The sequence below is a fragment of the Moritella sp. 5 genome, assembly GCF_018219455.1.
Taxonomy (GTDB): domain Bacteria; phylum Pseudomonadota; class Gammaproteobacteria; order Enterobacterales; family Moritellaceae; genus Moritella.
On record NZ_CP056122.1, the window covers coordinates 2,933,893 to 2,955,197 of the forward strand.

Sequence of the window (21,305 nt, forward strand, 5' to 3'; positions counted from 1 at the left end):
GCGTCACAACTTATCTTTTTATTAATAGTAAAATTTATGATCTAATCTCAAAAGATACAAAAATACTCACTTTCAAACTCAATAACTCCACTCATAACAGACAGACCCGTTCATTATGCTAGTTCTAAATCTTTCGTTAAAAACTTCATAAAATTAACATCACTTAGCTGATTAGGATGAATGATGTTTATCTCTTAGATAATCCTGAAAGCTTGTCACTTTGTGTCAAAAGGTGTCACAACTTTGACATTAACGATCTTTAAATGATCGTCTCGATCCTTTACTGGCAAGGCTTGAGCTATAGTAGCGTGTCCATCGTTGTGTCCAAAACGTGAAAAAATTGCGAAAACGCGGTAGGCGAAGAGGAGTGAATTTATCGGTAGTTTAGCCATAAGATTTAATCTCACCCTCCCCCAGGAGGAGTTCAAATCAAATGGTGGAATAAACCTCACTTCTTGAGTTTTCCTTATAACTGGCCTAAAATAAACACTGTATATAACAACAGTGTTTATTTATGAATATAATTCCAATCTCTGCAAGTGCTGGTATCACTGGTTTTGAAAGTCCTGCAGCTGAATATAGCCAGCTTAGATGTACCTTAGACGAAATTCTTATCGAGCACCCAAGCTCCACTTTCATTGGTAAAGCCTGTGGTGATTCAATGGAAGGTGTTGGTATTTTTGATGGTGACTTATTGATTGTTGATAGGCATGTTACGCCCAGGCAGCACGATATTATTGTTGCTAATTTAAATGGAGAGTTCGTTTGTAAGTTACTTGATGTTCGCCAACGTATGCTAGTGTCTGCAAATGATAAAATTAAACCTGTGTTCATTCATGATTTAGATTCTTTTAGCATTGAAGGGGTTGTTATACGCTCTATTCGTTGCCATCGCCCTAGCTATCTATTGGATGATAATTAGTGTTTGCCCTCGTTGATGCTAATTCATTCTATTGCAGTGCAGAGCAAGTGTTTCGCCCAGATTGGCGTAATAAACCCATTGTGGTTTTGTCTAATAATGACGGATGTATCGTTGCCGCAAACAGGCAAGCAAAAGAAGCCGGTGTTCCAAAGTTTAAGCCTTATTTCCAGATCAAAAACTTATGTGAAAAAAAAGGCGTTATTGCGCTCTCTTCTAACTACGAGCTTTATTCAGACCTCTCGGCAAAGATGATGCAAGTCATTGGTCGTTTTGCACCTGAACAGCACATCTATAGTATCGATGAGTCTTTCTTGTCATTTAAAAAAACTTATCCCGCAATACCTTGCCTTCTAACCCATGGTGCTAAGATTCGGCGTGCAGTATGGAAAGAGTGCCGGTTACCTGTATGTGTCGGAATTGGCCCTACCCTGACTCTTGCTAAAATAGCTAACCAAGCAGCAAAGAAATTACATCACTATAATGGCGTTTGCGTACTCGACAATGACGCAGAACGATTAAAGGTACTTGCAAAAATGAGTATCAGTGATGTTTGGGGAATCGGTCGAAAGCTATCAAAGATCATGACAGTGATGGGATTGAATAACGCATTAGACCTTGCTGGATACCCTGCGAGTTTAGCGCGCAAAGAGTTCAATATTGAAGTTGAACGCACAATACGAGAACTCAATGGGCTACCTTGTAAAAATTGGGATACAGCCAGGGCTGATAAAAAACAAATTTACTCTACACGCAGTGTCGGCGAACGAATTACAGAACTCAGTACACTACAACAAGCGCTAAGCCAGCATGCAGGCATTGCATCGCTAAAAGCACGTAAGCAACATTCATTGTGTAAAGTAATGCTGTGCTTTGCGGCAAGCTCACCGTTTGATGACAAACCCGCGAGTTACCGCGCTATTCATCATTTCCCATACCCGACTGCAGATGTGGATCAAATAACGAAAGCTGCAACCCAATTAGCAAAAGAGCTGTTCCATAAAGATGTAAGGTATTACAAGATAGGTGTCGGACTGATTGATTTAGTTAATGGTACACATGAACAAAAAGATTTGTTCAACTCTGAGCAGAATAACGAAGACCTGATGCAGGTATTCGATAAGCTCAATCAGAGATATGGCAATAATACCGTATTTTTAGGCGCCCAAGGCACAGAGAAAAAATGGGCGATGCGACGTAAAATGCTTACACCACAATATACAACCAACTGGCAGGATATACCGAGAGTAAAGTGCTGAACGCTCTTCGTCATCTTTACAAGAAAATAATGATTAGATCCGTCAATTTCCCTTGGTAATTATAAAAACGACAAAGTCGCTTGGTGATCACAATCTTGATGACTCAGTTCTATCTTACTTCTGGACAGAAGCGCGTTAGATAACTTCCTAAAGATAAAATCGTCAATATGCGGTCTGTTGAATATAAAGGTGATAACGCGCATAACAGACACAATGGGACAGAAAAAATTTGGCTAGTAGCATGACGGTGTCACGCTACTAGCCAATACATGTTTTTGATGGGTATGAGTTCGCTAGATTTCACGTAGCGAACATATGCTTTACGAAACATCTTAGATAAACAGGGCTCCTTAGCTGCCCTTATACTAAATCAAACGGCCTTTTTAGTTTTATCATTAATAAGTTCGACCTCCTGATTGATGGCTATTTTCTTAGGCTTAATAGCTTCTGGTATCTTTTTAACCAAATTTATCGTTAATAACCCATGATTAAGACTCGCACCGGTTACTTCTACATTTTCGGTAAGATTAAACTTACGTTTAAACATCCGATTAGCAATGCCTTGATAAAGAAATTTGTGTTTATCTTTATCATTATCGTCTGTGTATCCTTTATCTCCAGAAACAGTAAGGACACCTTTTGCTACATTAATATCTAGTTCATGCTCAGAAAATCCTGCGACAGCTATAGTAATTGAATATTTATCTTCGCCATGAATTTCAATGTTATAAGGTGGATAATTTGGTACTTTGTTATCGTCACCTAATAGACTACTAAATAAAGGAGCAAATCTGTCAAAGCCAATAGTGCTGCGATAAATCGGAGTTAAATCGATAGTATTCATAATATATCCTCCAAAGAAGCAATATAAAATAAACCAGGGTGTTGAAAGAGAGACTTTCAGTGAAACATTATTCCTTTCAATGAAACGCTCTTCTTAGGAATTATTTTATATAATAAAGCGATCTTTTTTCAAATATTTATTTATAGAATTTTTTTATAAGTAAATATTCATATGGAATATACTTATTTTAAATACTGATTCTTGTCGTGGAATAGTGAAGTATGCAACAGGTTTATTCTATTGTGACAACGAAATATCTCATTGGGATGTTTGATGGTCGACAGCTACGCGCCTGAAATAATGATTGGAGGGAGGTGTTAACTCACTAGATTTCACGTAGCGAACTATTTTTTCTGTGCTTAATCTTAAACGAGCGTTATACGCAGTGGAACGGAAGTAGAGAATGAACCTTTATTTAGTCATCCTAGTTCATTCTTGGACAAGACCTTGTTAGATCATCTATTCAATTTATGGTTATTCAGATTAGGTTTTGTATTGGAAATTTCAAAGCTGTGACCAAATAAACTATGCCACATATAATATCCTACGCTTTACATAAGACAACATATTTGAGACAACAGTTCTAAACTTATCAAAAGGAAAAGTATGACAGACACAACGAGGAATAAACGATGGAAAAAGTCACTTGCGATTTATTCGACGTTCAATGAAAAAAGACAAGAACTGAAAGGACTTGGAGCCAATGATTACAGTTTAATTAATTCCCTACTAAAAGTAAATGATGAAGTAAGGCTACATACTCGCTTTATCTATTCAATGATAAACCCTAAAAGTTTGCACTATTGTGGTCATTCTTTCCTTAATCATTTTCTAGACTTAATTAAACACCCGAAACTATGTGGCTTTATTAATCTAACAGATGCCGAGGTGCTAATAGAAAAAGATAATATAGACTTACTTATTCATGATAATAACCATTTTATGATCATAGAAAATAAGTTGAATGCGGGAGATGGAAAGCATCAAATTTCTCGTTATATCACCGCAGTTAAAGAAAAGTTTAACATTCCTGATAGCGAAATGAGTACTAGAATTTCGGTCATCTATTTATCAAAAAAAAATACTGTTCCACAACCTCAAAGCTATAAGGGTTTTAAGTTAGAAAAAGATATTTTGGTATGGCAAAAGACTAACGTGGATTTACATAAATGTAATCTTTCATTATCAGGAAAAGTGGAAATCCCCTTCTATCATTACCCCTACTTTTCAACGATTTCTCCCGCTAAAGAAGGGATCGATGCCTGGGTTGGTAATTGTAGTGCCTCTTGTAATAAAACGAATGTCAAAAATGCTTTTATTGAATATCAGCTAATCATTAGCAAAATAAATAAAAATAAATCGTGGAAAAAAATTATGACCCTATCTGACTACAGCTTAAATTTACCTCTAGACGAAGAAAAAGAAATGTATGATTTTATGGTGGAAGCAAAGACCAACTTAGTTGATTTTATAAGCCGTAAAATAAATAAAAGTATCACCGAGTCTTTGGAAAAATATGAATATGAAATTGACAGCTGTATTACTACATTAAAGGATGGCGATATTACTGATATTGCACTAAACGAATTTACTAGCACTCACATTAGTAATTGGATTAATAAAATTGGTCAAAAAAGTGAATGGAAAAACGTGGGCTTTGTAGCAAAGAGTAAATATAGCGATAACAGGGTGTATTTTTTATTAGCCGATTGGCACATATATTTGGCTAAATTGGATGGCCGACCATATAAATGGGATGAAACTAATCGGATTTCCATAGGTCAATATAGAGAAAAAATAATGTCTGAACCTAAGGGATTATACGACAGACTTGATCAAGTGGATAGTGAGTTAAGAGCGCTATGTAAGTAGAGTTTTTTGGCTTAATTAAACTAAACACAACTATCGATAAACTAATTAGTTGACCACTACTATAGTGGTTGTTGTGGTTCATTGAAATTGTCCTCCTAACTGGAGGATTTTTTGATCTTAGAATACAAATCGCTACAGGGACAAAAGCGAATGTGCTGTCGTGATGTAACAAATCCCTCACATGAAAGAATATATGGTAAACCTATATTAGTCTGATTAAATACTCTACACTTTGGGGCAAATCTGCCTTAGGTTATCGACATCCCTACCATATAACCAGCCAGAAAATTAGCAGCCACGACTCCCAAATCATTTATCAACAGCTTTCACCTTGGCAAGTATATAGCGCCATTATACAACTGTATAAAAACACAGTGTAATGCTGTATAATTTACACACCTGTATGTTAGTTAAGTGGATGTTTTATGCGAGTACTTTGTTCTGAGTGTGGCGATAAAAGCCGTATACAAAAAACGAATCGAATTTCGATTGAATACACAGATTTATATTGCAGCTGTACTAATCCAGAATGCGGCCATTCATTTGTAATGAACCTAAGCTTTAGTCACACATTAAGCCCGTCAGCAAAAAGTTCAGGTAAGCTGGCCTTTGAAATGCTGAAATCACTCGATCCCAGTCTGCAGAAAGAACTTAAGCAGAAGCTTTCAATGTTGTAATAGCAAAACTGGGTTATGAGGGTTTGCTATTACACATCTAAAACTGTTCACCAGGTCTAATCAATCGACTTATCTAAACGCTCGGTATTACAAGCACCATTCAAAACACCCATACGTCTAACCATTTCATTCATGCGCCCTGTCATTTGATTCATATCCCGCACAAGGTTTCTTGCCGCTTCAGAATCGATTAGCGACTTACCCTCTACATTCATCGTCTGCAGAGTTGTTCCATTACTATCAACAGTAATGAGATATCGAGTGATATGAGGGTCATCATTTAACTCCGCCACAATGCCACTTGTATCAAGTACCTGGTCATCTTTATTTTCTAATATTCGACGCTGGAATATCTTGCTCAGACTCCAATTAAACTTAACTTTTCTCATATCTACCCATCTCCATAACAGTCATTCTATGTTGGAATTTATTAATAATATTCTTCAATTACCACACGACTAAACAGCCTATTTATGGCCTATTCAGTCATCTGATGTTTGCTATTCGTGTCATCGTCTTTCTGCTGAATACAGCTTTAACGTGAACGTTATAATCAATAATATGGGCTGCGGTTTTATAGGGCTGAATTACCATTTTCAAGTACGACAGCATTAATGCTAATGCGTTAACTCGGCGCTTCTTCGCTCGTGTCGTTCTGTATCAATGTCAATAAATACACGACAACTTCCTCGTTATTTTTAACCGTATCTTGCGCCGATGCGTCAATGACAAAGTTCTCAGCATCTATTTGTAACTCTTTCATAATCCAGTCCTCAAAATAAAACAACTGGATAAGATTACAGTGGTTTTATTTGCTTGTATATGTGAAAAAAGCACATTCCAAAAATGGATTATATATCGATACCACTAACCATTTTTAACCAGCACTAACCCCAATCCCAGTTTTCCCAATCTTCCCAACCAGGCACAAATTCTTGATTATTATCCACCTTGAGCGCTGGCGTATTCCAACCCTCCCAAATATTAAGTTCTTTAGGCCTCACTTCGACAAGTTCGGGAGGGTGATATTTGCTGTCAGCGTAATACCCTCGCCTAAACTTCATAATTTGGTCTTTATCGAGCCGGATTTGGCCACCTTGCTCCATCGAATTGACCAGGTGATCATCTAAATTGATACCACGACTTTTCAAAAGGGTTTTAATTCCAGTATTTAACCTGTCGCTTTTAGAGGGCGTACAGTTAGTGACAGAACTCCGAGAAGCCCCTTCGGGACTCATTAAACCCTCAGCACCTGCGGTGCTACTGGTGATCGCTTCACTGTCGAGCAATGCTTGAGACTTGCGCTGGATCACCCAGTTGCGTAGTCGAGTCTTAACCGGTGTTTCATCTGTAACTTTAAAGCCTTGGATCTTACCAACGTATTCCCCGTATTCATTGCCCATTTCTGTAACGTCATAATCATTACGAATAAGTAAATTTTTACGTTTCACGAATGGACCACCTTGTGCCATGACATACCCTGCAAAGTCGCCTTTGTCGGCACACTTCATTGCTGTGGATGCGCTATCGATGTCTGTTTTTAATTCCACTTTGTATTTGCTGGTGAGCACATCCCAACGCTGTAACGAATTCATTGCGGCATAGTTTAAACGTGGCCCCTGAAAGTCTAATTTAGGACCCATAAGGTAAGGGTTTTGGTCTGGGAATAATTCGGTAAATAAGTTGTATTGTTGCTTTGCATTGAGCAAGGCAACGTAGCTTTTGAATGTGTTTACGTCGTTGTTGGCATAACGGCGTAATTCTCGATACGTGGTAACCGGTGCCCCTCCAATCGCTTGAAACTGACGAATACGCCAACGACTTGCCCAGGCAGTAACATTTGCCGACATTTCTTTTTGGTCGCGCCCTGTCTCATCGTCTTTTTCGTCATCCATGGCATAACCATCAATGTTCTTACTGATGTATTTAGCAATGTAGCCGGTTGCAGAACCCAGTTCAGAATCGATAGCAACAATCTCGCATCGAGTCCGTAAGTTCGGTGGCCCTACTGCTATTTCTTTTTTGTTTATGGTCGGGAATAATTCTTTAAAATCTTGCTGTACTGCGTAATAGGTGAATACCTCACTCGCCCGCTTTACATCATGCGGCTGCATGAACAAGAGTAAATGCCAATGTGGTGTACCGTCGTGATGTGGTTCGACAACTCTAATACCAAATACTGAAATATCATCACGTTTGAATTGAGCGCGGATTTTAGCCCAAACGCTACATAAATAACGCTGTGCATCACGGGGACTGTTACCCATCCAGTGATCGATAAAGCCGCCCTTTTTTCGGGTGTGGTGATATTTGGATGGTGCAGTTAAGGTAAGGAAAAGTCCTTCGCAACCCATGGCTTGGGCAATATTTTCGTAACCACGCATCCGAACCATCAGCTCGCAACGGCGAATGGCTGGGTTACCCGTGGATTTATAGAACATTTCTGAAAGTGCTATTTCTTCGTCCATGTCTTCATCAAAGACCGACATGCCTTTGATGAAATCACGGTTACGTTGTTTTTGGTTCTTCCATTCGTGCAGACAGTCACGGGAACAATACGGGCTTGCTGACTTTTGCACTTGGCCTACAGCTATTGCTAGGTGCTCGCGCATTATCGAACGCTTGGCTTTTAGTTTACTTTCCCAGGCACGATTACAGGTTAAGCGTAAAATGCCACACTCTGCTTCTGCAGCTGTTAAATCAGATTCGGGTTTATCATAGGGTGGTGTATAACCAAACTTACGGCTAATTTCACGTAGGCCACAAAAAACCTGAATAATAGACTGCTCGTAGCCTTGTGATTCATCCTGCTCTGCAGCTTGTTCATCGAGTTGTACGGCAAAGAAATCAGCGTACTGCTGTGCTAATACTTTGAGTTCGCTTTTATCCATTTCTGCTAGCAGCTTTTCGCGGAACAAGTCGTCACTGCGGATATAAGAATCACGGTATTTAGCTTGCTGGTTATATTGTGCTAATACCTTTTTTAAACGTGGGTTAATCTTGGCTCCCACCGTTTTTCTTAAGTACTTGTTGGCGTATTGACGACCATTACGTTTAAAGGCTTTGATATAACGTTCGGCAAAATAGCGACTAAGGTAATGCGGCATGTCACCAAAGAACTGCTTGCGCCATTGATGGTCTTCGAGATCGGGGTTAGCCTGGAACATCGCGTTTTCGATTAGCGACATTTCAGGTTGTGGGAATTCTTTGCCTAGCGCGGGCATTCTGACTGGCTTATTACTGCAGTCCTCCGCGCTTTCAATCATTTCAATAATGGTGCTACGGCCAGGTAATGACTGGGCATGATTTACATTAACCATCAAAACGGTAGCTCGTCATCAACAACGTTACGATAAGCTTTACTACGGCAATGACTCATAGCGCTACCTCCGTTTTTATAACCTTGGTATTGCCGTAAAACTCCACATCTTCAAACCTGAAATGATAACGGCCATTTTTGCCATCAAAACTAAAACAGCTAATGAAGTCTTTTAGCAGGCAAGTAAAACTACCTTTTGAAATATCTGCAGTTTGGTCAACAGCCAGTTTTCGCACTGCTTCATGCAAATATTCGGTGAGTTCTTCGCATGGGTAACCGTCAATTATTGAACCGGCGAATAGGTCAAACATATCAATCATTTCTTGTTCGTTAATTTCATGTCTAATAATCATGGTTAAATATCCTTTTATTCATACTTCTGCATATTCATGCGCGTTTAATACGACATAACCGCCCTGGCCTTTTGGTCGGCCAATGACACCACGAAACAACTGACGACAATCTAGCTGTTGGCATGCGTTATCGATAGCATCTTGTTTGGTTTCACATTCGCCTATTTCAACAGTGCGCAGTTCGTGGGTTTTAGGGTGTTCACGCATGCCGCCATTTGGACACAGTTCTATTGCTAGATACATCATGCGACCATCCAGATAGTTGTATTGTGAATATCGAGTGTCTTCTCCCACCACAATTCAATACAGGCTACTAACTTGGTTAAGCCAAAACCTTGCGCCATAAAGTACACAGAACGAATAGCGCCTAAGGCAAGTTGCTCTTGGGTAGAGCCTGAATCTGAACAAGCTACGACGCTTTGCCAAAAGGCAAATACAGTAATCAATACCTCTTCTTGCTTGAGCGTTGCGTAAAGGTTGAAATGAAAACAAGGCATTGCAAGTGCATCGCTACGACCGGCATCAACGCATTCAAACAAATCGATAATCCAATCAGCTTTGTCTGCATCGATACCAAGCGAGTGCAGCGCCGAACGCACATTTTCGACGGGGGCTAAAATACGTTTCATGCCGCCACCTCACTCTTTATCAAGTTGCTTAGTTCGTTATACGTAGAAGTGACTTGTCTAAATGCAGTTAAGCCATCGAGGTAAATGGTTTTATCCATTAGCTTGTTCGCTGACCAGGTATTCGGGGTTTGCGCACCGCTAAAGTAGGCTTTATCAATTGCGATAACTTCGAGAGCATCGGCATGGCCAATGTAGCGAACAGATACGCTCAATTTTTCAGGTTTGGCGATGGCAATAAACATGAGTTCGTTGATCACATCGTTCATTGTTGGATTTGCTTTAATCATGGTATTCCCTTACTTGTTAAATTCAGTTAATGAGTAACCAGCCATTTCATTGATGACCGGTGCTAAACGTTTTATGACGCAGTGGATCGCGGTTTTTTGAATTTGATTAAATTTTTGAAACGTAAATTTCATGTCTCGCTCTTCCATCCCTGCAGCAAAACAGATAACGCGCTTTATCTCGTCACCTTGCTTGTTGTAGATAACAGCGACGCGGTTATGGTTAAACATGTCGCGGACTTGAGCGATGGCTTGAGCCGCCGTGTCTTGGTGCTGTGTTTGTACGAGTTGTGCTTGTCCCATAACAATTCCCTCTTACATACCTGGTAATGGCAATCCACCGATGACGGCATCTGTACACATGGACACGAACGGCCCTGCACCACCGCAGCGGTTTTCAACGTCTGACATAAGAAAGACAAGTTCACGAACGGCGTCTTGTGCCTTTTTGATTATTTGGTCTTTTTTGAATCGGGTTAGCCGGCGATCTGATTCGGCTTCTAAGATGTGACGGTTTATTTCACCGGCATGACTGGTCACGCTCATGGCGCTGAGAGTGAGTGGTTTTGATTCACCTTGTTTGGGTAGGCGAACGGCGGTTAATCCGACTTCGAGTATTGCGCTGTTGATAATGTCGTGATTATCGGTTGCGGTGGTGATTTTAATTAACTCGCTAACGGTTAATTGATGTGGCTGATTGGGGTTGAGTTTGTTGCGTAGTATTTGCCCACGCATACCGCACTCGTTGGCAATCTGTTCTAAGTTTTCTATGTCTGCAAACCGGACACATGCAGACTCTATTGGGCTCTGTTTACTCTCATTTGACTCATACATTGCGAAAATCTCCTTATATGCAATGATTAAGTAACAATCCAAGTACGCAAATGAATATGATCGCTTCTGCTTTAACGATTAAAGAGAAATGATACTTGCGTTTATTCACGCTTGGTTCGATGAATACACCTGCCGAAACCTCTATAAAGCCCTGTTGATGGGCGTTTATAGTGATCTCTGATTGGCTATTGGTTTGATTATGCAAATTTTTGTGCATCGGCTTTTTTGAACAAGGCAACAAGATTGATAAGTACGGCCTCGTTTCTGCTTTCTTTTGGCATGATAGGTAGCTTTCCACTCGTAACAGCATGATCAATAGTGCTTATTGATTGCCCAGTTGCGGCGGCATATTTCTTTTTTGTGCAGTAAGGCACGTCGAGATGTATTGTAATTGACGACATAATGGTATCCTTGTTGGTTGTATTTAATGGCATTAGAGCTCATAGCTACGCACATGAGCAGTAACTCAATTGAATGGTACAATTAAAATGAGCAGCAATCAAATATTTTCACCTCCTTTTAGTTATAAAGGTGGAAAAAGTGTGACCGAGAAACTAAAAGTAGTCACTAAATGTAAGACATATGACGAGATGGCGGTCGCATTTGACATACCAAAGTCAACAATATTCACTTGGCATACTCGTGATATGACTCCATATGAGATCGCAATTAGAACTCATTTGATTACAGGGGTGTCCCTAAAGTGGCTTTTATTAGATGAAGGTGAAGCATTCAGTGAAGGTGATACATTTAATACAGTAGCTACTGATTCAAAAAGAACGGTCTCTATTGAAACAATATCTAACGGAGAGCTAAGTAATTCGAGCCAAATCGGTTTAGACTTCGTTGCAATGAAGAATTATGGCTTAACAGTAGATAACACTCGTATTATTAATCTGGACGGAACACTTCTTTTTATTAATACGGCAGAAACCAAAGCTAATTCAGGTCGCTATTTATTGGATATTGACGGTTCTATTTCTATTAATCATTTACAGCGTTTACCAGGTAAAAAGTTAGCCATGAGCTATGGCAATACATCAGTTGAAGTTGCAGAAGCGGATATTGTTGTGTTGGGGCGTGTAGCGCTGACGATGGAAAAAGAGTAAAGGAACTCTAATATGCCAAAAGGATATGACGAATGGTATTTAAATCACATTCACTCCGTTGGACAAAATGGGTTTAAAAGTGATGAAGAAATAGAAACAGAAGAAATATTCGAAAAAATTAAAGAAGAAAACTACAAACTAGATGACATTTATTTACAGAGCCATCCTTTTTGTGAGGCTGTTTTTTATTGTGATTTCTGTGATAGTACCTTTGTAGCTAGAGCATCTGAAAAACACTACTGCAATTGCGGTAGTGTTTCCCTAGCTAGGCGTATTAAGTTACGTAAGATAAAAAGTAATTATGCAAATATTCGTGGGTAACGCTACACTAAAACGGGGGAACGACAAGTTCCGTTTAAGTGGCACGAAACAAAGCCAGCAATTTGCTTATGCTTAATTACTATGGTCTTCTTATTGGCAATGCTATTGATTTTTGTCCAGCTACCATCGCGTTTAGCTCTTCATACTTAATACTATCCATCCCATCATAACGTTCGAAAAACGCCAAGCTAGTAAACTGTATTTTGGGCCTAGAATATTCATCTTCCATAAGCATGACTTGCATACCCAACATATATAGAGAGATATCTGTGTAAGAAACGCCTTTAGACACATAATACGACTTAATAAGTATTGGTATATCCCCATCAGAAATTTTTACAACACCTTTTTCAGGAGACACATAAGTTAAAATATGGTCTTTCAGTTCAGAGGCGATCGCGCCCATGTGTAATACTATCAACTGGTGCAACAAGAATATGTGTATCATCGTCTTCTAAGAAATTCGCTTTTAATACAATGAGCCTATTTTGGCGGTATTGCTCTTTTGCTAAGTCATTAGCTTGGTATGAAAAGAATAAGCCAAACAATGAAAGAACTAAGGCTAATAATGAGATCGATATTGGATTAATTACAGCTTTCATAAATTTATTGGTTTTGTTCATGTTTGACTCAGTTACAGACGATATCTTATGCATAACGGCTCGCTAGGTACACTCTGATTTAACCCTATATTTATCACAAAGATTCCCTTTTGCTAAACGAAGCACTCCATCTTTGTGGGGTGTTTTTTTGGCAACCTCAGTGCTAGGAATACGATAAATTACGTAATCTTCGGAAAAACTAGGATCTCTCATGACACTATTTGGACCAAGGATTACAATTAATTCAGCATAGGTGTCTGGATCACCTGCTATAAGGGTTGTACTTTTTCCACCATTATATTTAACTTCGACTTTCTTACCATTAATGTGTCCATCATACCCTTGTTCTCGACAGCTACTCGCCAATTCCATACCAAGACTTTCTTTAGCAATAAATTCAGCTATATCTCCGAGATATCTATCTGAACGAGTAACTTTAAGCTCTCTCAAACGGTCAGTGGCTGAATAAAACTCACAGATAGCATTCATTTGTTCATCAGTAATCAAAACATACTCCCTTGCGCCCAGTGCCTTTAGCTGAGGCACGCTTTGGCGTGTCCTACTGCCTAAATTTGTTAGGCATTACCTTTGCCTAGCTTACGATTTGCATATCTCACAAATGATTCGTGAGCCTTAATAAACTCAGGCACTAAACTGTTAATTTCCCGAGCCTCTTCTTTAATGTGCTCCGGTATTGGGCCTATTGGTATATAATCTGGCTTCACCGCACGCATATGACCTCCGGGGCCAATAGGAACTGTATACTTTGCAATAGCGCCACCTAATTCAGCTGCATTCTCATATACTTTTTTATGTAATTTATTAAGTTTTTTGTGAGTGAATTCGTGTTCAACAGTATGCCAATTATCGACATAACGTGACAGCGGCCTCCAGAGTTCTTCTCCAAAAGATCCAAGAAAATCATGCTGTCTATAAAACTCTGCTACACCATTACTGATAAATAGTTGCTTATATTCTTCATACAATCCAACATCATGTGAGTTAACATTCATGCCGCCAGATAACCAAGCAGAAATCTTATCCCAAAAGAACCAGAGCGCGGTTATTCCACCCAATAATGTTGCAATAGCTAGTAGTACTTCCATACTTCCTCGTGTGTCTAACGCCCGCAACACCGGGCAATTTGGAGCGAAGCGGAAAATTGATCCGCGTGCTTGCGCTTGTTACACGTTGACAGCAAGCTCGTCACCATTTGGCAGAATGAACTGCCCAGCCTCACCATATACTAACTGTATTCCTAAACCTTCAATAAACCCCTCTGTAATGAGGGATTTACAATTCAGTGGCACGACTATATACAAGCGAGTATTAGAGTCACCATACAATCTTTTGTAGTATAATATTTGACCAACAGCTGTGTAAATTTGATTTGAAGGTAAGGATGCAGTCTTCACTTCAAATATTGAATCTGCAATGTCTGTTTTTTTGTTAATAATCGCGACATCAACATGTACATTCTTTGTGACTTTGTACTTTTCATTATTATGAATATTTTTCTCTAAGAAAGTTTTAAGTTGATTGCATAATGGACCGTGAATGTAATCATATTCAGACCTATCTTTACTTCCACTATTCTTTTTTCCTTCAAACTCTTTGCTACTCCCCCATGGAAACTTTTGGGATGGATTATCTGTAGTAGAAGAGGATATTTGATCGGGTTGGTCTTTGTATAGTTGCTTTAACTCCTGAACAGCTGCTGTAAAAGTAGCTATATCATTAGCCATTGTTGACGATGATAAGGAACAGACAGGTATCACTTGAGCTTGTTTACCTGCATCGTTAACTTCACACAGCCATTTATCAAAATGGGATAAAGTAATATTTCGCTTTATTTGTCCCCGAAATGCTGTAAATGACCCACGTGAACAAAGCCATATTTCGTCGTTTGACTTAGCATATAACCCCGAAACTCTTCGGTTAATTTCTGTTGGTATATTAAGCTCAACATCAGGAGAAGGAGGCCCCTGCTCCTTTGCGAATCTAACTAAGTGAGGGATTCGACTCTCCCAAGACTCAGGAACTCCAACTTGTAATTCACCTAGATGAGTTTCAATTGAGTATGTGAGATATTCTACTCTATCTCCATTAGGGAATCCCCATTCAAGCTCTTCTTGGCGATATGAAATATCTTCCAACCTTTGCCGAAAAAGTGACAGGGCGGATGAATTTTCATCATATGTTTCTATAGTTTGCACGATACCTCCTTATTCCTGTAACGTCTTAGTATTTGTGCTTTGCGTTCTTTGCAAGGCTCAAATCGCTTGTTGGACTTGGCCGATGCCAAGTCCAACGCCCCAATAAGGGGCTAAAAATTGTTTGCTAAAATGTTGAGGAACGAAACAGCAAACTGTTTTTAGTCCCGCTTAATTGACTTGTTAAATTCCAATTCATCACAGTTTAAGATTAACATTTCAGGGGGCTTATGCATAAACTCATAATCATAATCATAATCAGAATCTAATTGACCTACTAATTCGTTAGCTAACGCAGAATCATGATTTGTCATTTCTAAATGACTATATAGAACGGTCCGTAACCAACCTCTAAAAATAGATCTATAATTTTTGTCTTTTTCACTTATAGCTCCTTTTGCCTCAATTGGTGTCCCAATTTCTAGATTAAACAAAGCTTCAGCAAATGTAGGAAGGCAACACGCATAAGTGCATTCATCATAGCCATTTACTTGTCTTAATCGTTTGCCAGATTTAGTTTCTAATTTTGCAAATTTTCGTTTTGGTGAACTTAATGGTTGTGCTATATCAGCAGACATGTAAAAGAAATCATATTTCTTACCTTGCCTTTTATGAAAGACTCCTAAAGACCCAACTGAAGGTAATATCGCGCCACTTAAAATTTCTGGATGACAATCAAATGGTGGGAATGGCAATACATTTGGGCGACGAGATAATAAGTCCCATTGTTCAAGGTTAGCCTTAAAGTTTGTAGACGGAATTGAATTAGGAAATCCGTTACATAAAGTAAGATGTTTATCATTCGATTTTTTAGCTTGTAAAAGGGTAACCCTGATTTCGAATGTTGGTTTGTTTCTATAGGATACAATCAACAAATCAGATATTTCGCATCTTGCAGATGGACGACCCCAACTACCTTTTCCATTAAATACCACTTGGTGTTTCATTCCATGAAACTCTTCTAGCTTAAAAGGTGCAGATAAAGAACTAAAACTTCTCATTAATGCTCTGAATTGCTGAACTTCAGAAAACTTTGATGAACTAGACTCCTTGATCCAAGCCTGTTCTAATGCATTTGCAAATCGTGCTGATGCCACTTAAGACTCCTTGTGAATTTAACGCCGCATTAAGCGGACTAAAATTGTGGGTTATACTGTGAAGCGAAGCGGAACGTAACCAACTGTTTTAGTTCCGTTTAAATGCCTTGTTATGCACCTTTAACTATATATTTTTCCAGCAAAGAAATAATATTTTTTACAGTATATGTTGAAAACAGCTTCATTAAGTGGGATTGAAGCCCTTGGATATTAGGTAATTTCGTTGTTATCATTTCTTCAACATTAACCCAATAACCATATTCAATTTTCAAACAATCACAGATAGGTACTCCATTGTAAGTTGAGTTGTCATCATAGCGCTGAAGAAGAATTTCTGTAACCTTAGCTATTGATGAATTATTTGAATTTAATAAACTATCGACAAAAGACTGAGGATCAATACGATTAAATATTGGTTGGAATCGATATTTTTCTGATATTGTTTCAGCAAAGAGTTCAAAATCTGAGCTTGTTAAAGAATATAAAATTGATTCAACTTCCGCCTTTTTTTTCTGTTTTTCACCAGACTCGAATGCCTTAGCATTAGATTCAATAATTAGCTTTTTTAATTCAATAAAGTCTTCATCGTCCTCGCATATATACCCATATCCAGTACCATCATATCTTCTGTTTTGTGATAGGCTTATACTTTTCCAAGCCTCACTACCTTCGTATTTTTTTATATATTTATCTACGAGCTTCTTAATCTGAGAAATTGTTAACTTAGTGAAATCATTTTTACTAAAATAGATAATTAGGGATATTTTATGGAGGTAAATTCTCAGGTCATTTTCTTCAAATGACTTCAACTCCACTTCTAAGCTAGAAATAAGACGTGAAAACTCAATATTCTCTAACTCTCTAAAATTCCATAGCTTTATCCAATCAGGAATTACTTTTTCTGAGTTAAGAAACAAGGCGAGTTTTGCAGTCTCTTCGTTAATTTCATCTAGATCACCTTTGAATAAAATGTTTGCCCAAATTTTTCCACTATAGAGACGACCTTGGTCACTAAAGTATTTCATGTAAATTTCGTTACCATCAGAACCTTTCGTAAAAGGTAAGTTTGTTCTAAGTTCATCTTCAGATAAACTTCCTTTTTTAACTTCAATACTAAGGGCAAAAAAGCATCTTACTAAGTCCAGGTGGAATTGTTCGTTATCTTTATATTTGTCATCGATCTTATTTATTAGGTATTCAAAATCATTGATGGATTGTTTAAATTTCCTCAGGTTCTTCAATTTTGATCTCTTATAAACGTCTTTTATTACCTGCTCATTTCCTATCAGGCTGCACCCTTTTAAAAAGTCAGCTAACACAACATCAAAATCATGTTTTATTTCGAACGTTTTACCTATAACTTTTTCTTTGAAATTTTTATATATCTTTCCATCATCGCTATCAACAATTGTTTTTTCATTCGAAATTAGTATAACTTTTACTTTCGAGTTTTCTACTAAGCCATTTATAAAACCTAATATTGCTACAGTTGATATTTCAGTTCTTTCTAGATCATCAAAAACAAGGACTATTTCTTTAGTTTTTTTAGTTTTTTTAGTAGTAAAAAGTTCAGATAAATTTAGTTTATCTAGCTTTGTATTTAACGTTGACTCAGAGGTGCCATCAGAATCAATATCAAGTTTCACCCCCATGCTAATTGCACCCTTTAATATATTTCCTGCTAATCTCGAATATTTTGACCCTAATACTGGGTGTAATGCCTGAAATATGCACGAATTAACATCAGAGATATTTTTCAAACCAAAAAGGCTAATCTTAACTAATTGAAGTTCTTCACTATTTTGATTTTCAATATATTTGTCTATGAAGTGAGTTTTACCAACCCCCCATTCACCACATAAAAGAAAAGCATACTCAGGGGAAGTTAATTTTAAGTAGTAATCAAGATTTTCCGTAGTGTGTTTGTTTACTTCCATAATTCCTACAACTTAGTTAAATACAAATTTCGAACGGTGCATAACGCCGCAATAAGCGGCTAAGTAATAGTTGGCTAAAATGTGAAGCGAAGCGGAACCGAGCCAACTGTTACGTGTCCGTTTGATTGCCTTGTTAAGCGCAATCTAGCACTAAAGTACTACCATTAATCATTAAGGCACCTAATTCGTTTGTCCATATACTGTCCTTTTTCATTACAGAAACTAATTCTATGAATTTAGTATCTGTGAGTAAATTAGTTGCTGTAGAAGCAGCATAATCTGATTTAGGCTGACACTCATCCAGTAAACCCTCAACAACTTTAATTAGTCTGTTTCGACTACGAGTATCTTTTCGTTCAGAAAATACACCATAACGATCCCATGCGGTATCGATTAACTCATCAATTTTTTCGCCAATCTCAAAACGGCTCAGAACTAACCTTGAAGAGTGGTTCAAATTAGTTACGTCTATCGTGTTAGTACCTTTTTCTGTTTTTCCACGAAATCTATATAAACGCATAACTAAGTGCTCTTTAGGATCATCTAGGTAAGGATTGATAATTGGCTCACTGAGCACATTATGATTCCCTTTAGAACCGTTACACTTCTTACATGAAGGTAATAAATTCTCCCAAATTACGACTTTATTCTCATTATGTTTTTTGTCTTCAAAATGTTCGACTTCCATGTAATTGCTTTCAGTTTTCAATGGACATTCGCAATATGCACATTTACCAAAGCTAGAGGCTAATAAAGGAATTTTTATATTTTCATTATTCCAAACTGATTTTTTACTCTCTTTAAATTCTTCTGTAAGTTCAAAAACTTTCTCATCAGATAAATACTCAGGTTTTTCTGCCATTTCAAGTTTTATCATTATCAATTTACCTCAACTGAGGCTAATTCAAATTTAAGTAGTTTTCTCAAATGGTTGTTTGGATGGAGTAAGTAATCAAGTTCAGTAAATGCCTCTTTGGCATTTTTATAATCATTTTGTTCAATGGCGAATTCAAATTTATTAAGTTGTTCATAATACTCTTTAGTTCTCGTATCCGACATTCCCATTACATCGACTAAAATTTCTTCTACCGTCCAGCCTTGGTATCCATACTTTCTACCATCTAAGTTTCTTTGATAAACTTTTCCATTATCTGAAGCCAATGCAATAATTTCATTCGGATTTGCACTTTGGAGAATGTGAGGGCTATGTGTGGCGGTTACAAATTGAACATTAGGAAATACCTCAACTAAAATTTTAGCGATTTTACCTTGCCACTCTGGATGTAAATGTAACTCTAATTCATCGATTAAAATAATCCCATCAAATTCAGCAGCGATAATACATGGTTCTTTAAATCTCAACTCTATATCTTTAATTATTCCAAATATAATTGATAAGCAAGATTTGAAACCTGAAGACAAGTACTCATAATAAATCTCTCCATTTGGAGTATTTATCATTATTTCATTTGATGAAGCCATAACACGACTAAATGTAAAGTCTTCGTTCAACATGGAAAAGCTCTTTTTAGCAAGATCTAAGTTCTGTAGTTGCTGCTCGGTCAGCGCACTATCATGAGCAGAGTAAAGATATCGGTTTACAAACCAGTTTTTTACCTCTGCTATGTTTACACCTGTTTTAGCTTCTTGATAAACAGTATTGCGATTCTTATCGACATCTTTACCTACTGCACTCAAAGGCTGGTATTGAAATGTACGGTTAACTTTTAAAGAAAGGAGTTTGGGGGAATATTCGTTTAAACCATGGATTCCTGAAGACTCATTTGGAATAAATTCTTTAATTTCTATATTAGAGCTTTCTGTTTCTCCATTTATCTCTACAATCGAGTTAAAGTACCCTTTTGCATACGATACATTTCTTTTTAAGATCTTTGTTGAGTTCGCTGAAAATGTATGGGCTATACACTCTAATAATGTTGTTTTACCAATTCCATTTGGGCCACAAATGAAATTCATATGCTCATCAAATTTGATGTTTAGCTCTCCAATTCCACCGATGCCATTTATATCGATCTCTTTAATCTTCATCTAACTTCCTATTGTTATATAAATGATCCACAAGTTTGATTCTTGCGCTTAACGCCTTGCTAAGCGGCAATAAAATAGCTTGCTAAAATTAGCGAGGAACGAGCAAAAGCCAGCTGTTTTTTGTCCGTTTGAGCAACTTGTTAAGTTTTTATGCCGCAATAGCATTAGTTGATATACTGTAATTTACAGGGTACGGGTCTTCTCCCTCTCTCTTCTTTTTATCCAGTACACCAACGCCAACTAAATGGTGAACATGAAGTTTTAAAGCTCTGGAATTTCCTAGCTCACCTCCGATTATTTTCCTAATTTTATTAAGGCTCATAGGTTGTTCAATAGATTTCATTATCGTTAATATTTCTTCAACTATTTTGCTGTCTATTTGAAACCCCTCTTCAGAGGGGGTTGAGAATTCTGCCACATTTCTAGCTTCGTTAACTTTCATCTCAAGAGCATGCATTTGTTCATTTAGGACATCTTTCAGCTTTGATGTTTCCTTACTTCCAATTTCTCCGAGCTCTTTTTTGGCCGCATCTAAAAGACTCTTTTTAGCTTCTTCTACTACATTATCTAAATCATCAAAAGTTTTATCTAACTCTGATGGTTTATTTATTGCTGCATCGAGTGTTTTTTCAAACATCCCACCGACATGTGTTTGTAAGCTTGCCATTTTTTCTTCTATTTTGGTAAGTGCGGTATTTGCTGATTTTTGCAACTCAACTCCGTCACGATAGAATTTTAAAGAGGCGAAAAAACCAATGACAGTTATAGCTAAAGCAACTATGGACAAAATAATTGCTAATACATCAGATATTGTTGATAACTGAACTGTTTGAATTACTAACTCTTTCCCTTGGGCCATACTCATACTCCTGAAAAACTTAACGCCCACTTAAGCGGACAAAAATAGTTGGTTAAAATGTGTAGCGAAGCGGAACCTAACCAACTGTTTTTGTCCGCTTAAGTGCTTGTTAAGTGCTTGTTAAGCGC

Annotated in this window: 27 protein-coding genes; 6 read left to right on the top strand and 21 right to left on the bottom strand. The window is 37.8% G+C overall.

Features of this window, described 5'->3' with window-relative positions; translation table 11 throughout:
- Positions 1 to 514 precede the first annotated feature (514 nt).
- Both HWV01_RS13015 and HWV01_RS13020 read left to right on the top strand, forming a co-directional pair.
- Positions 515 to 922, top strand: a complete 408-nt coding sequence (locus HWV01_RS13015) for a LexA family transcriptional regulator (protein WP_211671959.1) — start codon at positions 515 to 517, stop codon at positions 920 to 922.
- Complete coding sequence (locus HWV01_RS13020; RefSeq protein WP_211671960.1) at positions 922 to 2,178, top strand: Y-family DNA polymerase; 1,257 nt, start codon at positions 922 to 924, stop codon at positions 2,176 to 2,178. Before HWV01_RS13015 ends, HWV01_RS13020 begins: the two co-directional genes overlap by 1 nt.
- A gap of 370 nt (positions 2,179 to 2,548) precedes the next feature.
- Here HWV01_RS13020 and HWV01_RS13025 read toward each other — a convergent pair whose 3' ends face one another.
- The gene (locus HWV01_RS13025) at positions 2,549 to 3,022 is read right to left on the bottom strand and encodes an Hsp20 family protein (protein ID WP_211671961.1); all 474 of its coding nucleotides are present in this window, start codon (positions 3,020 to 3,022) and stop codon (positions 2,549 to 2,551) included.
- A 606-nt stretch (positions 3,023 to 3,628) separates the two neighbouring features.
- On the opposite strand from HWV01_RS13025, the gene HWV01_RS13030 reads away from it, so the two are divergent.
- Positions 3,629 to 4,894 carry a PD-(D/E)XK nuclease family protein gene (locus HWV01_RS13030; RefSeq protein WP_211671962.1) on the top strand — a complete coding sequence of 422 codons (1,266 nt, stop codon included), beginning with the start codon at positions 3,629 to 3,631 and terminating at the stop codon, positions 4,892 to 4,894.
- Between the two features lie 425 nt (positions 4,895 to 5,319).
- Positions 5,320 to 5,571 (top strand): ogr/Delta-like zinc finger family protein, encoded by a 252-nt coding sequence (locus HWV01_RS13035; protein WP_211671963.1) that lies wholly within the window; start codon positions 5,320 to 5,322, stop codon positions 5,569 to 5,571.
- A 56-nt stretch (positions 5,572 to 5,627) separates the two neighbouring features.
- Here HWV01_RS13035 and HWV01_RS13040 read toward each other — a convergent pair whose 3' ends face one another.
- From HWV01_RS13040 to HWV01_RS13085, 10 genes are all read right to left on the bottom strand, one after another.
- Positions 5,628 to 5,960 (bottom strand): hypothetical protein, encoded by a 333-nt coding sequence (locus HWV01_RS13040; RefSeq protein WP_211671964.1) that lies wholly within the window; start codon positions 5,958 to 5,960, stop codon positions 5,628 to 5,630.
- Between the two features lie 236 nt (positions 5,961 to 6,196).
- Positions 6,197 to 6,334, bottom strand: a complete 138-nt coding sequence (locus HWV01_RS13045) for a hypothetical protein (RefSeq protein ID WP_211671965.1) — start codon at positions 6,332 to 6,334, stop codon at positions 6,197 to 6,199.
- A 124-nt stretch (positions 6,335 to 6,458) separates the two neighbouring features.
- Positions 6,459 to 8,891: a replication endonuclease gene (locus HWV01_RS13050; RefSeq protein WP_249185548.1), complete on the bottom strand. Its 2,433-nt coding sequence runs from the start codon at positions 8,889 to 8,891 to the stop codon at positions 6,459 to 6,461.
- Positions 8,892 to 8,946: 55 nt separating this feature from the next.
- The gene (locus HWV01_RS13055; RefSeq protein WP_211671967.1) at positions 8,947 to 9,243 is read right to left on the bottom strand and encodes a hypothetical protein; all 297 of its coding nucleotides are present in this window, start codon (positions 9,241 to 9,243) and stop codon (positions 8,947 to 8,949) included.
- 18 nt (positions 9,244 to 9,261) lie between these two features.
- A complete protein-coding gene (locus tag HWV01_RS13060) occupies positions 9,262 to 9,489 on the bottom strand; it encodes a hypothetical protein (RefSeq protein WP_211671968.1) in 228 nt (75 codons plus the stop codon).
- Positions 9,486 to 9,872, bottom strand: a complete 387-nt coding sequence (locus tag HWV01_RS13065) for a hypothetical protein (protein ID WP_211671969.1) — start codon at positions 9,870 to 9,872, stop codon at positions 9,486 to 9,488. The genes HWV01_RS13060 and HWV01_RS13065 overlap by 4 nt, the downstream gene beginning before the upstream one ends.
- Positions 9,869 to 10,159 (bottom strand): hypothetical protein, encoded by a 291-nt coding sequence (locus tag HWV01_RS13070; protein ID WP_211671970.1) that lies wholly within the window; start codon positions 10,157 to 10,159, stop codon positions 9,869 to 9,871. Before HWV01_RS13070 ends, HWV01_RS13065 begins: the two co-directional genes overlap by 4 nt.
- 9 nt (positions 10,160 to 10,168) lie before the next feature.
- Positions 10,169 to 10,459 (bottom strand): hypothetical protein, encoded by a 291-nt coding sequence (locus HWV01_RS13075; RefSeq protein ID WP_211671971.1) that lies wholly within the window; start codon positions 10,457 to 10,459, stop codon positions 10,169 to 10,171.
- Positions 10,460 to 10,471: 12 nt separating this feature from the next.
- Complete coding sequence (locus HWV01_RS13080; RefSeq protein WP_075473516.1) at positions 10,472 to 10,990, bottom strand: phage regulatory CII family protein; 519 nt, start codon at positions 10,988 to 10,990, stop codon at positions 10,472 to 10,474.
- A 197-nt stretch (positions 10,991 to 11,187) separates the two neighbouring features.
- Positions 11,188 to 11,391, bottom strand: coding sequence for a Rha family transcriptional regulator (locus HWV01_RS13085; protein ID WP_075473515.1), 204 nt, complete (start codon positions 11,389 to 11,391; stop codon positions 11,188 to 11,190).
- Positions 11,392 to 11,478: 87 nt separating this feature from the next.
- On the opposite strand from HWV01_RS13085, the gene HWV01_RS13090 reads away from it, so the two are divergent.
- The gene (locus tag HWV01_RS13090) at positions 11,479 to 12,099 is read left to right on the top strand and encodes a helix-turn-helix domain-containing protein (RefSeq protein ID WP_211671972.1); all 621 of its coding nucleotides are present in this window, start codon (positions 11,479 to 11,481) and stop codon (positions 12,097 to 12,099) included.
- A gap of 12 nt (positions 12,100 to 12,111) precedes the next feature.
- Positions 12,112 to 12,420 (top strand): hypothetical protein, encoded by a 309-nt coding sequence (locus HWV01_RS13095; RefSeq protein ID WP_211671973.1) that lies wholly within the window; start codon positions 12,112 to 12,114, stop codon positions 12,418 to 12,420.
- A 79-nt stretch (positions 12,421 to 12,499) separates the two neighbouring features.
- On the opposite strand, the gene HWV01_RS13100 is transcribed toward HWV01_RS13095, so the two are convergent.
- From HWV01_RS13100 to HWV01_RS13145, 10 genes are all read right to left on the bottom strand, one after another.
- Positions 12,500 to 12,826, bottom strand: coding sequence for a hypothetical protein (locus HWV01_RS13100; protein WP_211671974.1), 327 nt, complete (start codon positions 12,824 to 12,826; stop codon positions 12,500 to 12,502).
- A complete protein-coding gene (locus HWV01_RS13105; RefSeq protein WP_211671975.1) occupies positions 12,807 to 13,076 on the bottom strand; it encodes a hypothetical protein in 270 nt (89 codons plus the stop codon). The genes HWV01_RS13100 and HWV01_RS13105 overlap by 20 nt, the downstream gene beginning before the upstream one ends.
- A 9-nt stretch (positions 13,077 to 13,085) precedes the next feature.
- A complete protein-coding gene (locus HWV01_RS13110; protein ID WP_211671976.1) occupies positions 13,086 to 13,529 on the bottom strand; it encodes a hypothetical protein in 444 nt (147 codons plus the stop codon).
- Between the two features lie 68 nt (positions 13,530 to 13,597).
- A complete protein-coding gene (locus HWV01_RS13115; protein ID WP_211671977.1) occupies positions 13,598 to 14,128 on the bottom strand; it encodes a hypothetical protein in 531 nt (176 codons plus the stop codon).
- A 78-nt stretch (positions 14,129 to 14,206) separates the two neighbouring features.
- Complete coding sequence (locus HWV01_RS13120; protein WP_211671978.1) at positions 14,207 to 15,238, bottom strand: hypothetical protein; 1,032 nt, start codon at positions 15,236 to 15,238, stop codon at positions 14,207 to 14,209.
- A gap of 158 nt (positions 15,239 to 15,396) precedes the next feature.
- Positions 15,397 to 16,332, bottom strand: a complete 936-nt coding sequence (locus HWV01_RS13125; RefSeq protein WP_211671979.1) for a hypothetical protein — start codon at positions 16,330 to 16,332, stop codon at positions 15,397 to 15,399.
- A 110-nt stretch (positions 16,333 to 16,442) separates the two neighbouring features.
- Positions 16,443 to 18,269 carry a P-loop NTPase fold protein gene (locus tag HWV01_RS13130; protein WP_211671980.1) on the bottom strand — a complete coding sequence of 609 codons (1,827 nt, stop codon included), beginning with the start codon at positions 18,267 to 18,269 and terminating at the stop codon, positions 16,443 to 16,445.
- 133 nt (positions 18,270 to 18,402) lie between these two features.
- Entirely contained in the window at positions 18,403 to 19,146 is a 744-nt protein-coding gene (locus HWV01_RS13135) for an HNH endonuclease (protein WP_211671981.1), read from the bottom strand.
- A 2-nt stretch (positions 19,147 to 19,148) separates the two neighbouring features.
- On the bottom strand, positions 19,149 to 20,318 hold the full coding sequence (locus tag HWV01_RS13140) for an AAA family ATPase (protein ID WP_211671982.1): 1,170 nt from the start codon (positions 20,316 to 20,318) through the stop codon (positions 19,149 to 19,151).
- A 148-nt stretch (positions 20,319 to 20,466) separates the two neighbouring features.
- Positions 20,467 to 21,177: a hypothetical protein gene (locus HWV01_RS13145; RefSeq protein ID WP_211671983.1), complete on the bottom strand. Its 711-nt coding sequence runs from the start codon at positions 21,175 to 21,177 to the stop codon at positions 20,467 to 20,469.
- Positions 21,178 to 21,305: the final 128 nt, after the last annotated feature.